General features: G+C 71.8%; 15 protein-coding genes and 1 riboswitch. Of the genes, 11 read left to right on the top strand and 4 right to left on the bottom strand.

Annotated elements, in window-relative coordinates; genetic code table 11:
• Positions 1-26 precede the first annotated feature (26 nt).
• A riboswitch (SAM riboswitch) is annotated at positions 27-144 on the top strand.
• 38 nt (positions 145-182) lie between these two features.
• Together J2W20_RS13050 and J2W20_RS13045 are read left to right on the top strand one after the other, a co-directional pair.
• Positions 183-1,526: an MFS transporter gene (locus J2W20_RS13050; RefSeq protein WP_307007108.1), complete on the top strand. Its 1,344-nt coding sequence runs from the start codon at positions 183-185 to the stop codon at positions 1,524-1,526.
• 58 nt (positions 1,527-1,584) lie between these two features.
• On the top strand, positions 1,585-2,964 hold the full coding sequence (locus tag J2W20_RS13045; RefSeq protein WP_307007106.1) for an LLM class flavin-dependent oxidoreductase: 1,380 nt from the start codon (positions 1,585-1,587) through the stop codon (positions 2,962-2,964).
• Positions 2,965-3,109: 145 nt separating this feature from the next.
• Here J2W20_RS13045 and J2W20_RS13040 read toward each other — a convergent pair whose 3' ends face one another.
• Positions 3,110-4,315 carry a S53 family peptidase gene (locus tag J2W20_RS13040; RefSeq protein ID WP_307007105.1) on the bottom strand — a complete coding sequence of 402 codons (1,206 nt, stop codon included), beginning with the start codon at positions 4,313-4,315 and terminating at the stop codon, positions 3,110-3,112.
• Positions 4,316-4,561: 246 nt separating this feature from the next.
• Between J2W20_RS13040 and J2W20_RS13035 the strand changes: the two genes are divergently transcribed.
• From J2W20_RS13035 to J2W20_RS13025, 3 genes are read left to right on the top strand one after another with little or no spacing between them, the layout of a single operon-like run.
• Positions 4,562-5,068, top strand: a complete 507-nt coding sequence (locus tag J2W20_RS13035) for a hypothetical protein (protein WP_307007103.1) — start codon at positions 4,562-4,564, stop codon at positions 5,066-5,068.
• A complete protein-coding gene (locus J2W20_RS13030) occupies positions 5,037-5,774 on the top strand; it encodes a glutamine amidotransferase (RefSeq protein ID WP_307007102.1) in 738 nt (245 codons plus the stop codon). The genes J2W20_RS13035 and J2W20_RS13030 overlap by 32 nt, the downstream gene beginning before the upstream one ends.
• Positions 5,775-5,824: 50 nt before the next feature.
• Positions 5,825-7,123 carry a M18 family aminopeptidase gene (locus tag J2W20_RS13025; RefSeq protein WP_307007101.1) on the top strand — a complete coding sequence of 433 codons (1,299 nt, stop codon included), beginning with the start codon at positions 5,825-5,827 and terminating at the stop codon, positions 7,121-7,123.
• 25 nt (positions 7,124-7,148) lie between these two features.
• On the opposite strand, the gene J2W20_RS13020 is transcribed toward J2W20_RS13025, so the two are convergent.
• Together J2W20_RS13020 and J2W20_RS13015 are read right to left on the bottom strand one after the other, a co-directional pair.
• Positions 7,149-7,805, bottom strand: coding sequence for a DUF1345 domain-containing protein (locus J2W20_RS13020; protein ID WP_307007100.1), 657 nt, complete (start codon positions 7,803-7,805; stop codon positions 7,149-7,151).
• A gap of 65 nt (positions 7,806-7,870) precedes the next feature.
• The gene (locus tag J2W20_RS13015; RefSeq protein ID WP_307007099.1) at positions 7,871-8,485 is read right to left on the bottom strand and encodes a hypothetical protein; all 615 of its coding nucleotides are present in this window, start codon (positions 8,483-8,485) and stop codon (positions 7,871-7,873) included.
• Between the two features lie 607 nt (positions 8,486-9,092).
• Between J2W20_RS13015 and rpsF the strand changes: the two genes are divergently transcribed.
• The 6 genes from rpsF (at position 9,093) to J2W20_RS12985 (ending at position 12,936) form a co-directional block, all read left to right on the top strand.
• Positions 9,093-9,398 (top strand): 30S ribosomal protein S6, encoded by a 306-nt coding sequence (gene rpsF, locus J2W20_RS13010; protein ID WP_066501662.1) that lies wholly within the window; start codon positions 9,093-9,095, stop codon positions 9,396-9,398.
• Positions 9,399-9,461: 63 nt separating this feature from the next.
• Positions 9,462-10,058, top strand: a complete 597-nt coding sequence (locus J2W20_RS13005; RefSeq protein WP_307007098.1) for a single-stranded DNA-binding protein — start codon at positions 9,462-9,464, stop codon at positions 10,056-10,058.
• Positions 10,059-10,136: 78 nt separating this feature from the next.
• On the top strand, positions 10,137-10,376 hold the full coding sequence (gene rpsR / locus J2W20_RS13000; RefSeq protein WP_026820365.1) for a 30S ribosomal protein S18: 240 nt from the start codon (positions 10,137-10,139) through the stop codon (positions 10,374-10,376).
• A 16-nt stretch (positions 10,377-10,392) separates the two neighbouring features.
• Entirely contained in the window at positions 10,393-10,845 is a 453-nt protein-coding gene (rplI, locus tag J2W20_RS12995; protein WP_066501660.1) for a 50S ribosomal protein L9, read from the top strand.
• 179 nt (positions 10,846-11,024) lie between these two features.
• Positions 11,025-11,699 (top strand): CE1759 family FMN reductase, encoded by a 675-nt coding sequence (locus tag J2W20_RS12990; protein WP_307007095.1) that lies wholly within the window; start codon positions 11,025-11,027, stop codon positions 11,697-11,699.
• Positions 11,700-11,793: 94 nt separating this feature from the next.
• Entirely contained in the window at positions 11,794-12,936 is a 1,143-nt protein-coding gene (locus J2W20_RS12985) for a dipeptidase (RefSeq protein WP_307007093.1), read from the top strand.
• A 1-nt stretch (position 12,937) separates the two neighbouring features.
• On the opposite strand, the gene J2W20_RS12980 is transcribed toward J2W20_RS12985, so the two are convergent.
• Positions 12,938-13,672, bottom strand: a complete 735-nt coding sequence (locus J2W20_RS12980) for a hypothetical protein (protein WP_307007092.1) — start codon at positions 13,670-13,672, stop codon at positions 12,938-12,940.
• Positions 13,673-13,787 lie beyond the last annotated feature (115 nt).

Here is a 13,787-nt window from a genome sequence, read left to right as displayed (position 1 = left end):
GGCAGCCACCGGCAGACTGGGCGAAGAATCAAGAGTTCCGGCAACAAGCCCTGGCTTGCCGGACGGCAACCCTCCGGCTGTAGTGGGGTGCCCCAGGTGAGGATTCGACGGCGCGCGGGACCCCCGGCGTCGTAAGTATGGCGCCTGAGCGAGCCTCGCGCCGCGACCCGAAGAGGACCTCCATGGCCACCCTCCTGAGAACCGAGCCGGGACTCGGCAGCGCCCTGCGCGCCAAGCGCCGCATCCTCGCCTCCGCGTTCGTCGGCACCACCATCGAGTGGTACGACTTCTACCTCTACGGCACGGCCTCGGCGCTCGTGTTCAACAAGCAGTTCTTCCCGGACGCGAGTCCCCTCGTGGGCGTCCTCGCCTCCTTCGCCACCTATGCGGTCGGGTTCATCGCCCGCCCCCTCGGCGGCGTGATCTCGGGCCATCTCGGCGACCGGATCGGCCGCAAGGCCCTGCTCGTGGCCTCCCTGCTGACCATGGGCATCGCCTCCACCCTCATCGGCGTCCTGCCGAACTATGCCTCGATCGGCATCCTCGCCGTGGTGGGCCTCGTGGGCCTGCGCCTCATCCAGGGCCTCTCCGCCGGCGCCGAGTGGGGCGGCTCCGCGCTGCTCTCCGTCGAGCACGCCCCGGCTGGCCGCAAGGGCCTGTTCGGCTCCTTCACGCAGGTCGGCTCGGCGGCCGGCATGCTCCTGGCCACCGGCGCGTACGCGCTCACCCAGGCATTCCTCACGCCCGAGCAGTTCCAGTCCTTCGGCTGGCGGCTGCCGTTCCTCCTCTCCGGCGTCCTCGTCCTCATCGGCCTCTGGATCCGCCTCGGCGTGACCGACGCGGAGGAGTTCACGGCCGTCAAGGACTCCGAGGGCATCGCGGCCCGGCCCGTGGCACGCGTGCTGCGCGAGCACCCGCGCGGGATCCTCGTGACCATCGGCATGCGACTCGTCCAGCCCGCCATCTACACGCTCATGACCGTGTACATCCTCGGCTACCTCAAGGACCGCCGCCACGACACCACCTCGGGCCTGGCCGCGATCCTCATCGTCTCCGCCATCGGCCTGCTCTCGGGGCCCTTCTGGGGCTGGCTCTCGGACCGCGTCGGGCGCCGGCGCATCGCCGTCGCTGCGTCCGCGGGCGTGGTGGTTCTCATCTGGCCGTTCTTCTGGTTCCTGGACCACGGCAGCCTGACCTTCCTGCCGCTCGTGCTGCTCGTGGGCATGAACATCCTGCACGACGCGATCTACGGCCCGCAGGCCGCATGGTTCGCCGAGCAGTTCCCCACCGAGCTGCGCTACTCGGGGGTGTCCTTCGGCTACCAGGTCGGGACGGTCCTCTCCGCGGCCGTCACCCCGCTCGTCGCCGCGGCCCTGCTCCAGGCCGGCGGCGGGACGCCGTGGCTCGTGTGCGGCTGGTTCGCCGTCCTCGGCGTCCTCACCACCGTGGCCGCACTCGCCGCCAAGGACCCGGTCGTCCAGGCCGCCGGCCAGCCGGCCACTCCGGAGGGCGGGGCGGCCGCCTGAGGCGCCGCCCGCCGTCGTCCGCAGACCCCCCGCCGCACCCGAACCCGGAAGGAACCCCATGACCAAGCCCCTGCTCCTGAATGCGTTCGAGATGCTCGTGCCGGTGCACCAGTCGCCGGGCCTGTGGCGGCACCCCGAATCGCAGGCCCACCGCTTCGCGGAGCTCGGCTACTGGACGCAGCTCGCCAAGGCCCTCGAGGACGGCGGCTTCCACGGGATCTTCTTCGCGGACGTGCTCGGGCAGTATGACGTCTACGGCGGCAGCGCCGACGCCGCCGTGCGCGGCGGGGTGCAGTACCCCGCCCTCGACCCGCTGCTGATCGTGTCCGCGCTGGCGGCGGCGACCGAGCGGCTCGGCTTCGGCGTCACCGCCTCGGTCACCTACGACCACCCGTACCTGCTGGCCCGCAGGTTCGGCACGCTCGACCACCTCACCGGAGGCCGGCTCGCGTGGAACATCGTCACGTCGTACCAGGAGTCGGCCGCGCGCAACCTCGGCCTCGACACGCAGGTGCCGCACGACGAGCGGTACGACCGGGCCGAGGAGTTCATGGATGTCGCCTACAAGCTGTGGGAGGGCTCGGTGGACGACGGCGCGCTGGTCGCCGACCCCGCCGCGAACGTCTTCGCGGACCCCGCCGGGGTGCGCGGGATCGCGCACGACGGCGACGCCTACCGGGTGCCCGGCCCCGCCTTGGTCGGGCCCTCCCCGCAGCGGACCCCCCTGCTGTTCCAGGCCGGGGCCTCGGCCCGTGGGAAGGCGTTCGCCGCGAAGCACGCCGAGGCGGTGTTCTTCTCGAGCTCGACGCCCGCGCAGGCGAAGAAGTTCACCGAGGGACTGCGGGCGGAGCTCGTCGCGGCCGGCCGCGCCCCCGATTCGGTGAGGGCCTTCAACCTCGCGACCGTCATCGTGGCCGAGACGGACGAGGCGGCCGCTGCGAAGCTGGCCGACTACGAGTCCTACGTGGACACCGACGCGGCGCTCGCGCTGTTCGCCGGGTGGACCGGGGTGGACCTCTCCGGGCTCGACCAGGACGCTCCGCTGACCTACATCAGGAGCGAGGCCAACCAGTCCGCGCTCGCCCAGTTCACGCTGCTGGATCCGGAGCGGACGTGGACCCTCCGGGAGGTCGCGAAGTTCATCTCGATCGGCGGCCGCGGGCCCGTGATCGTGGGCTCCCCGGCCACCGTCGCGGACGCTCTCGAGCGCTTCGCCGTCGAGGGCGGCGTCGACGGGTTCAACCTGACCTCGGCCGTCCGCCCCGCCGACCTGCTCGAGTTCGCCCGGCTCGTCACGCCCGAGCTGCGCCGCCGCGGGCTCCTGGCCGAGGCAGCCCCGGGCGCGACGTTCCGGGAGACCGTCCTCGGCGCCGGGCCCCGCCTGGCCGCCGACCACCCTGCGAGGCGGGTGGCCGGCGTCGTCCCCGCGACGGCCTAGCGGCGACGCCCTCCGGCCTCACAGTTGAGGGGTCATGTCCCAAGCGTGAGGGGTCATGTCCCTGTCGCGATCGGCAAGGACATGACCCCTCAACGTAGGGAGGTGACCCCTTAACGCAGGGACATGACCCCTCAGAGCAGGGCGGTCAGAAGCCGCCCACGCCGTTTGGCGTGCCGAGGCCCGTGGGGCCGTCCCAGCCGGCGCCCGCGGTGCACCACTGCGACGTGGGGCACGTGCCGTTCGAGCCGCTCGTCACATCGAACAGGCTCGAGGAGTGGCCGTACGGGATCGAGTTCGCGTAGGTGCCCGCCGCCGCCGAGCCCGTGTTGCCGCTGAGGGCGTACACCGAGGAGATGATCGGCGAGGCCTCGCTCGTGCCGCCGAACTGGCCCCACGTCGAGGCGCTGCTCGAGGTCGGGTAGTAGACGGCCAGGCCGCCGTTGTTCGGGTCGGCCGCGGCCGAGACGTCGGCCATGGCGCGGTGGGCGCATCCGGTGTTGAACGGTGCGGCCGCGGGGAGCGCGGCGTTGTAGGTCGAGCAGCCGGAGCCGGCGCCGCTCCACGCGGACTCCGACCAGCCGCGCGCGGTGGAGGCGGCCGTCAGGGACGTGCCTCCCACTGCGGTCACGTAGCTCGAGGAGGCCGGGTAGGAGCCGCCCTGGTAGCCGTTGTCCCCGGTGCTCGCGGTGACCGCGATCCCCGGGAAGTTGTAGTACTTCCCGTAGGTGGCGTCGGAGGCGTCGGAGCCGCCGTAGGAGTTGGAGATGGCGACGACGCCGGGGGTCCTGGCCGCCGTCTGCACGGCCGTGCCGAGGTCCGCGAAGCTGGCCGACTTGGCCTGGAAGACGGCGATCTTGCAGTCGGGGCAGGCGGCGGACACGGCGTCGACGTCGAGCGCCTGCTCCTGGGACCAGCCGAGGTCGAACCGCGGCAGGCTCGTGCCGCCGGTCTGGTTGCGCACGCTCAGGCAGCCGTTCGCGGACGTGCAGGCGGGAAGGCCGAACTGGGAACGGTAGACGCCGAGGTCGCGCTCGAGGTTCGGGTACCCGTAGGCGTCCACGATCGCGACCGTCCGCCCACCAGAGGAGGTGCCCGTGAGCTTGTAGGCGTTCTGCAGCTGGGCGGGGGTGATTGCCGTGGCCGGCGGAGCCGCATTGCTCGTCACGGGCTTGCCGTTCGGGTCTGCGGCCTGGCGCGCCGTGCAGGCGGCCTCGCCTGCGCGCGGGGTGGAGCAGACCTGGATGGAGCGGTCGGAGTGCGGGTTCGGCCCGGGTGTTGCCGACGCCGGAGCCGCCGCGGCGACGCCCGCGAGCAGCAGACCTGCTGCCGCTGCGGCGAGGAGCTTCCTCATGTCATGCCCTTCTGTTGGGGACAACGTGGTGTCACGCCGGGTGGACGAGAGCGTTCACATCGCTTTACACATTCCGTCACACCGACGGACCGAGACTCGCAGCGTCCGGGCGCCGCAACAAGGGTGCGCGCAGGATTGCCAGCAAACTCTCAGTTATGTATCCGAACCGGTGATTCCTGCTGGCCCCCGCGTCGCGGCAGGCGCCGGGGAGGCATCCGCCGGGCCTTGTCGCTCCGAATGCTGTGCATGGACACGGAATCGCGGCGTGGACGTCGCAGGTCGGCGGCGGCGGCACTGGTGGGCGGACCGGCGGCGGTGGGTCTCGGGCTTGTGGCCCACCTCGTCTCGGGCGGGGCCGCGCCTCCCACGGTGGTAGTCGCTGCGCTCGTGGTGCTCGTCAGCCTGCTCGCCTCCGTGGCTGCCCGCGCCCCGGTGGCCCCGTGGATGGTCGCGATCGCCAGCGGGGCACTCCAGCAGGCGCTCCACCTTGCGTTCACCGCGCTTGCCGGGCCCAACGGACCCCTCTTCCCCGCAACGGGACACGCGCACCATGGAGCGACGTCCCCGGCCGCGCCTGCCGGCGCCCTCCAGGGAGCCCCCGTGGATTTCCACCTCCTCGTGGTCGCGCATATCGCCGCGGCGCTCCTCACCGTCCTCGCCCTCACCGCCGCGACACGGTTGGCCGCTTCGCTGCGGGCGCCGGGGAGCCCACAATATGGTCATGAGGCCCTTCCTTCTGCTGGCATCCCGTGACCACGACGAGGTGGCGGACGACGAGTACCGGGCCTTCTGCGCCTACGCGGGCCTCGAGCCCGAGCAGCTGCACCGCGTCCGCGCCGAGGCCGGCCCGCTCCCGCAGATCAGGCTCGAGGACTACTCGGGGGTGATCCTCGGCGGGAGCCCGTTCACCGCCTCGGACCCGGGAGAGGAGAAGGGCCCGGTCCAGCGCCGCGTCGAGGAGGAGATCGGCGTCCTGCTGCGCCGGATCGTCGAGGCGGACTTCCCGTTCCTCGGCGCCTGCTACGGGGTCGGGCTCCTCGGCGGCCAGATGGGCGCCGTCATCGACCGCCACTTCGGCGAGCCCGTCGGGCCCGTCAAGGTGAGGCTGAGCGCCGTCGGCCTCCGCGATCCCCTCTGCGCCGGGCTCGACCCGGCCTTCCATGCCTTCGTGGGGCACAAGGAGGCCGTCCGCACGCTACCCCCGCACGCCGCCCTGCTCGCCGGCTCGGACACATGCCCGGTGCAGATGTTCCGCGTCCGCCGCAATCTGTACGCGACCCAGTTCCACCCCGAGCTCGACGTGCCGGGCCTCGAGCGGCGCATCGACGCGTACCGGCACTCGGGCTACTTCCCGCCGCACGAGGCGGAGCAGGTCAAGGAGCGCGCCCGCGGCACCCGGGTGAGCGAGCCGCAGAAGATCCTGGCCAACTTCGTCCACCGCTACGCCGCGGGGGACTGACCCCGCCGGCGCCCGCCGGGCGCGGGAACCCTGCTGGCTAGACTCGCACCATGCCTACTGCCGCCCTTGCGCACGCCCTGGACCTCGGCCGCTTCGTCATGGCCTCGCCGTCGAGCTTCCATGCCGCCGCCGAGGGCGCGCGGCGGCTCGCCGCGGAGGGCTTCACGGTCCTCGCCGAGGCCGACGAGTGGCCGGCCGGGCCGGGGAAGTACGCCGTCATCCGGGACGGTGCGCTCATCGCGTGGACCGTGCCCGAGGGCGCCGGCCCCACCACCGGGTTCCGCATCCTCGGCGCGCACACCGACTCGCCCTCCTTCAAGCTCAAGCCCCGGCCCACCACGGGACGGCTCGGCTGGCTGCAGGCCGGCGTCGAGGTGTACGGAGGCCCGCTCCTGAACTCCTGGCTCGACCGGGAACTGCGGCTCGCCGGCCGCCTCGTGACGCTCGACGGCGAGCAGCACCTCGCGGCGACCGCCCCGCTCCTGCGCTTCCCCCAGCTCGCGATCCACCTCGACCGGGCCGTCAACGAGGGCCTCGCCCTCGGCAAGCAGCAGCACATGAACCCCGTCTGGGGCCTCGGCGACCCGTCCGCCGAGGACCTGCTCGGCGTGCTCGCCGAGGCCGCCGGAGTCGATCCCTACCAGGTGGGCGGCTTCGACGTCGTGGTCGCGGACACGCAGGAGCCGGCGGTCTTCGGCGCCCACGGCGAGTTCTTCGCCTCGGGGCGGCTGGACAACCTCTCCTCGGTGCACGCGGGCCTCGCGGCGCTCGTGCAGGCCGCCGAGGCCTCGGCGGCCGAGCCGGGGGAGGGGGGCCCGATCGCCGTCCTCGCCGCGTTCGACCACGAGGAGGTCGGGTCATCCTCCCGCTCGGGCGCATCCGGCCCGTTCCTCGAGGACGTCCTGGCCCGCATCGGCGACGCCCTCGGCGCGACGGCGACCGAGCGGCGTCGTGCGTTCGCCGCCTCGTGGCACCTCTCCGCCGACGCCGGCCACGCCGTCCACCCCAACTATGCCGAGCGCCACGACCCGGCCAACCACCCCCTCCTGAATGGAGGGCCGCTGCTGAAGATCAACGCGAACCAGCGGTACGCCACCGATGCCGCCGGCGCGGCGCTCTGGGCCAGGGTGTGCGGCGAGGCCGAGGTGCCGTACCAGGAGTTCGTCTCCAACAATGATGTGCCGTGCGGGTCGACGATCGGGCCGCTCACGGCAACCCGTCTGGGCATCCGCACGGTGGACGTGGGCATCCCGCTGCTGTCCATGCACTCGGCCCGCGAGCTGGCCGGGGTGCAGGACCCGTGGCGGCTGGCCCGTGCGGCGGAGCGGTTCTTCGTCCACGCCGGCTGAGACCGGCCGCGGAGGCCAGCGGGGACTAGCCTGCGAGGCCGATCACGAGGTTGATGGTCGCCGCGAGGATGAGGGTCGCGAACACGTAGGCGAGGAGGCTGTGCTTGAGTGCCTCCGTGCGGATGGCGCGGGTCCTGATGGCCGTGTCGGACACCTGGTACGTCATCCCGAGGCTGAAGGCCATGTAGGCGATGTCCGTGTACTGCGGGGGCTCGTCCTGGTTGAAGTCGATCCCGCCCTCGGGGGTCGCGTAGTACAGCTCGGTGTACCGGAGCGTGAAGATGGTGTGCAGCATCAGCCACGAGGCCGCCACGACGGTCAGGGCGAGGAAGGCCAGCGCGGCCTTCGCCGGGCCGTTCGCATTGTTGCCGGAGACGATGACGATCACCACCGCGACGATCGCCGCGACATTGGCGCTGAGGATCAGGAAGTCGCGCGCGCTGCGGCGGGGGTCCTCCTGGCGCGCGTGGACGCGCGTCTCCTCGGGGCTCATGGGGGCGATCCGCACCCACACCCAGACGTCGTAGACGAGGGCGGCCGCGCCCCAGCCGGCGGCCGGAGCGTGCCACCACGAGCTGAAGATGCCGGTCAGGACGGCCACGGCCGCTCCGGCGCCGAACATGATCCAGACGCGGCGGCGGGCAATTCGCGCACGATGGGTGAGCTCGGCATCTGGCTTCATGCGCCCGATCCTTCCAGCCGAGTCTGGGAACGGGGTGGATGTCCGCGAGCGGGTGTGTCGGCGCCTCAGTGGAGCGCGATGAGCAGCATCTCGAGGGTCCCGGGGATGCACGTTTGCAGGACAATCGGCGGGGATCCGCCGGCGAATCCGCCCAGGACGGCCTCCTTCGATCCGCGCGGGACGACCATGCGCGCGAAGGCGGTGAAGGTCCCGTAGCCCTGGACGGTCACCGCCGTGCCCGGCTGGATCCAGGACATCCTGCTCCACCCACCGCAGAGATCGTGCTCCGCGATGCTGACCGACACCGTGACCGGGGTGAAGCGGACGGGGCCGGCGCAGGCATCGACCGCGGCCTGCCCGCCGGCCCCGACCACGGGGATGAAGGCGCTCGGAGTGGTGGGCGCGGGCGGGGCCGTCGGTGTCTTCTGGACGGGTGCGGCCGCAGGCTTCTTGGACGCTGGCCGGGCGGGCGGGGCAGGGGGTTGCACGGACGCCGACTGGGCGGGCTTCTGCTGCTGCACTGGCGCGGAAGGCTGCTCGTCCGGTGCCGGCCGGGACGGTGGCTGCGGACTGGACGACGTCATGCGCTCCTGCTCGCCCGCGGCGCTGGAGCCGCGCTCCCCGGCCTGCTGGGTGACCGCACGCCCCTCACTCGGCAGATCAGTGGCACGGAGGTCCACGGCAGGCTGCTCGGCCGAGGAGTCGACGCGTTGGACGGTTGCCGGAGCAGACCCGCGAGGGGGAGAAGCGGGCACCCCCAACAGCCCTACCCCGATGAGGAGGCCGCCCGCCCCCGCGAGTCGGATGAGCTTGACTGCTGCGCTCGCTGCCATCGGACTACCTCCGGCCCGGGCCGGTCCTGACGCCGGCCTCTGAATCCACGGTCTTCGCGCGCGGGGACCGCGGTACAGAGGCTTCCTCGGAATCGGGTCCTCGTGCGCGGCACATCGAGTGGTCGGTCGCTCGCGCCGCGGCCGGACCGCGTACCCGAGGGGCCGGCCTCAGTGCCCCCGGCGGCTGGGATGAGTAGCGCCGGTCCCTCCACAAGCCCGCTTCCGGCGTGTCGTCCACATGGCGGCGGCCGTGCGGACGACGCCGGGCGGGCGGCGCTAGCGTGGATCCCGGGATGGGTGCCGGGCGGCTCGGGGGACGGACCGGCATCGGGTAGACTTGTGCAGTCTGTGCGCCACCTCCCGCCCTCTGCGGGGGACGGGGCACGGGCGCGCACATGAACCTCCTGTTGCGGAAAGACCGCAACCGCTTAGCCCGAAGGAGGTGGGTTCACACATGCGTCCTTACGAACTGATGGTCCTCATCGACCCCGAGGTCGACGAGCGCACGGTCCAGCAGTCGCTGGATAAGTTCCTCTCTGTGGTCACCACCAGCGGTGGCTCCATCGACAAGGTGGACATCTGGGGTCGTCGCCGTCTGGCGTACGACATCAAGAAGAAGAACGAGGCGATCTACGCGGTCGTCAACTTCACCGCTGAGCCGGCCACGGCCCAGGAGCTGGACCGCCAGCTCTCCCTCAACGAGACGATCCTTCGCACGAAGATCATCCGCCCCGAGGACCAGAAGGTTTCCGCCAAGTAGTCTTGGCGTGATTCCCTCAAGTACATCGATCTTCAGCACGCGTCGGACGAACCAGGAGGAAGCATGGCAGGCGAGACCACCATTACGGTGATCGGCAATCTGACGAATGATCCCGAGCTGCGGTTCACGCCGTCGGGCTCTGCCGTGGCCAATTTCACCGTGGCCTCGACCCCGCGCACGTTCGACCGCCAGGCCAACGAGTGGAAGGACGGGGAGACCCTGTTCCTCCGCGCGTCGATCTGGCGCGAGGCTGCCGAGAACGTCGCCGAGTCCCTCACCAAGGGCATGCGCGTGATCGTCTCCGGCCGCCTGAAGAGCCGTTCGTACGAAACCAAGGAAGGCGAGAAGCGCACCGTCATCGAACTCGAGGTCGACGAAATCGGCCCGAGCCTGCGCTACGCCTCCGCGAAGGTCAACCGCACCCAGCGCTCCGGCGGCCAGGGCGGCAACTTCGGCGGCGGCCAGGGCGGGAACTTCGGCGGCGGCTCCTCCGGGGGCAACTGGGGCGGCAACCAGGGTTCGCAGAACCAGGGTGGCGGCTCCGGCGGCAGCTGGGGTGGCGGCGGCGGTGGCCAGCAGCAGGACGACCCGTGGGCAACCCCGGGCGTCAGCAGCTCTGGCGGCTGGGGCACGGGCAACGACTCCGAGCCCCCGTTCTGATCCCCTCACCTTCCACATCACACATCACAACCATCCCGTGGCTGATGCCACGGGCTCCAGAGACTAAGGAGCTCCACGATGGCCAAGGCTGAAATCCGTAAGCCGAAACCAAAGTCCAACCCCTTGAAGGCCGCTGACATCACCGTCATCGACTACAAGGACGTCGCCCTGCTGCGCAAGTTCATCTCGGACCGCGGCAAGATCCGCGCCCGCCGGGTGACCGGCGTGTCTGTGCAGGAGCAGCGCAAGATCGCCCAGGCGATCAAGAACGCCCGCGAGGTCGCCCTGCTCCCCTACTCCGGCGCTGGCCGCGGCTGAGAAGGGAAGCAATCTCATGGCAAAGCTCATTCTGACGAACGAGGTGACGGGTCTCGGCTCCGCCGGTGACGTCGTCGAGGTCAAGGACGGCTACGCGCGCAACTACCTGCTGCCGCGCGGCTTCGCGGTCACGTGGTCGAAGGGTGGGGAGAAGCAGGTCGAGCAGATCCGCGCTGCCCGCGAGGCCCGTGCCCACAAGTCGCTCGAGGCCGCCCAGGCCCAGGCCGCCGCTCTCGCGGGCACCCCGGTGCGCCTCGAGGTGAAGGCCGGCAAGGAAGGTCGCCTGTTCGGGACCGTCCGCCCGGACGCCGTGGCCGGTGCTGTCGAGGCTGCTGGCCTCGGCGCCATCGACAAGCGCAAGGTGGTCATCCCCGGCCACATCAAGTCGACCGGCAAGTACGAGGTCTCCGTGCGACTGCACGACGAGGTCTCCGCCGTGGTCAACCTCGAGGTCGTCGCCGCGAAGTAGTCGCAGCATCGGCCCATGCCGTCAGGCATGACGGGTTGAGGAGGCCCCCACCGCTCGCGCGGTGGGGGCCTTCCGCATGCGCGGGGTGCACGGGAAAGCGGTCCCGGGAATAGGGGACCGACCCAGCCAGTTACCAGAGGTAGATGCAAACGCATGTACTTCGAGAGCAAGGCAGGATCATGGCAGCCACCACCTCCATCGTCGTCATCTCCGCGGGCCTCGGCGTCCCCTCCTCGAGCCGTCTGCTCGCAGACCAGCTGTCCGCGGCGGCGGAGAGGCTGGGCCGCGCGGCCGGGATGGAGCCCGTGGTCACCACCTTCGAGCTGCGCGACCTCGCCGTGGACATCGCCAACAACTTCGTGACCGGCTACGCTGCGCCGGATCTCGCCGAGGCGATCGCCGCGGTGGAGGGCGCCGACGCCATCATCGCCGTCACCCCCGTCTTCTCGGCCAGCTACAGCGGCCTGTTCAAGTCCTTCATCGATGTCCTCGAGCCGCGCTCCCTCGAGGGCAAGCCGGTGCTCCTGGGGGCCACCGGGGGCACGGCGCGCCACAGCCTGGTGCTCGACCTCGCGATGCGCCCGCTCTTCAGCTACCTGCGCACCCGGACGGTGCCCACGGGCGTGTTCGCTGCCCCGACTGACTGGGGCCAGGGCGGCGCGGATGGTGCCCAGGGCGCGGGCCTGACAGCCCGCATCGAGCGGGCCGCCACCGAGCTCGTGCGCGAGGTGGCCGCATCCCGGCCCGCCAAGTCCGCCGAGGGCGCCGGGTCGCTCCCGGCGGTGGCCACGCGGCCCGAGGACAGGTCATTCGAGGAGCTCCTCGCGGACCTCACCGCCCCCCGAACCTCCTGAGCGTCACCTTCTGGGCGTCACCTCCTGCGGGTCCCCTTCTGGGGGCCACCCGATGCGCCCTCCAGGAGGTGATGCCCAGACGTACGATGGCGGGATGCAGCAGCCAGCCCCCGGCCACGCGCCGGTCTTCGACGGCCACAACGACCTCCCCTGGGCGCTCCGCCAGGACTTCGGCTACGACGTCGCCGCGGCCGCCCTCGGGGGCCGCCAGCCCCGGCTCCACACCGACATCCCGCGGCTGCGCGAGGGCGGCGTGGGCGCACAGTTCTGGTCCGTCTTCGTCCCCTCGACCCTGAGCCCGGCGGAATCGGTCGTCGCCACCCTCGAGCAGATCGACTGCGTGCACCGCATCGCCGCGGCGCACCCGGACGTGTTCGAGCTGGTGCGCACCGCCGACCAGGTGCGGGAGGCCGCCGGACGCGGCCGCATCGCCTCCCTCATGGGGGCGGAGGGAGGCCACAGCATCGCGGGCTCACTTGCCGTGCTGCGGATGCTCGCGCAGCTGGGAGTGGGCTACATGACCCTCACGCACAACGACGACGTCCCCTGGGCCTGCTCGGCCACGGGCGAGGCGATGGGCGCCGGCCACGACACCGGCCTGACCGCGTTCGGGCGCGAGGTCGTCGCCGAGATGAACCGGCTCGGCATGCTCGTGGACCTCTCGCATGTCTCACCGAGGACCATGGAGGACGCGCTGGACGCGACCGCCGCCCCCGTGATCTTCTCCCACTCCTCGGCCCGCGCCGTCTGCGACCACCCCCGCAACGTGCCCGACCACGTCCTCGAACGCCTCCCGGCCAACGGGGGCGTCCTCATGGTCACCTTCGTGCCCAAGTTCGTCTCCGAACCCTGCCGGGAGCACGCCCTCGCCGTGCGGGAGACGCGGCTCTCCCTCGGCCTGCCGGTGGACTTCCACGACGTCGCCCCCGAGGAGGACCCCCAGGCCGCCGCAGAGTACTCGGCCTGGCTCGAGTCCCATCCGGCCCCCGAGGCGACGGTCGACGACGTCGTGCGCCACCTCGAGCATGCCCGCGACGTGGTGGGCCCGCGCCATCTGGGCCTCGGCGGCGACTTCGACGGCACCACCGACCTGCCCCGGGGCATGGACGGCGTGGCCGGCTACGGCCCCGTGCTCTCGGCCCTGGCCGAGCGAGGATGGCCGCAGGAGGACCTCGACGCGCTGTGCTGGGGGAACGCGCTGCGCGCGCTCGAGGGCGCGCAGGAGGCCGCGGACTAGCTCACAGCAGCGCGACGAAGGCGCGCGCGTCCTCGATGGTGATGTCCGAGTGGCGGTGCAGCATCTGCGCGGCGTCCTCGGCGTCCCCGATCCGTGCCAGGGACTTGATCTCGTTGTAGATCTCGTCATTGAGCATGTTGGAGGCAACCTCGAGGGTCTGCCGCCCGTTGCTGACGATGGCGCGGTACCGGTAGGGGAATCGCTCCGGGCGGCTCTCGCCGGGATCTGGGGCGCGCGTCCCCCCGTCCGACGGCGCGCCGTGGGCGCTCCTCGTGGGTTCCCCTGACGCCTCGGCCGCGGTGCGACGCGCGACGGCGGGTGGCTGCTCCGGCGCGGCCGGCCCCTCCGCGGCCGCCTGCTCGGGCGCCGCCTGGTCCCGGGGTGCGGCCATCTCCTGAGGGGCCGAATGGACCTCTGGCGAGGGCGCGGCAGTGCGGAAGGCCTGGGGGTAGCGGTCGAGCAGGATGACGGCGTTGCGCGCCTCCACGAGCCCGGAGCCCGTGGCTTCGCGGTAGGCAGCGATCGCCTGGACCGTGAGGCCGCGGGCGATGAGCGAGTAGACGGCCCGATGCTGCGCCTCGTTCAGTCGCGCGGAGGCCGCCGCCGCGGCGGCCGGACCTCCGGAGAGGGCACCCTCGAGGGATTCCCTGCTGCGTCGTGCGCCGGCACGGAGCACGAAGACGACGATGGCGGCGACGACGAGGAGGATCAGGAGCGGAGGCAGGAGGTTTTGCATGCGGGCTTCTCGGGTGGCGGAGTGTGCACTTCCAGCGTAGTGCCTGCGGTCATCCGGCTGCGAGGACGCGCGAGCATGCCCCCAGGCGGATAAACCCGCTCCGCTGGGCCCATGC

It is taken from the genome of Sinomonas atrocyanea, assembly GCF_030812675.1.
Taxonomy (GTDB): domain Bacteria; phylum Actinomycetota; class Actinomycetes; order Actinomycetales; family Micrococcaceae; genus Sinomonas; species Sinomonas atrocyanea_B.
Note: the sequence above shows the minus strand (reverse complement) of the source record. Positions and strands in the feature narration are given on the sequence as shown.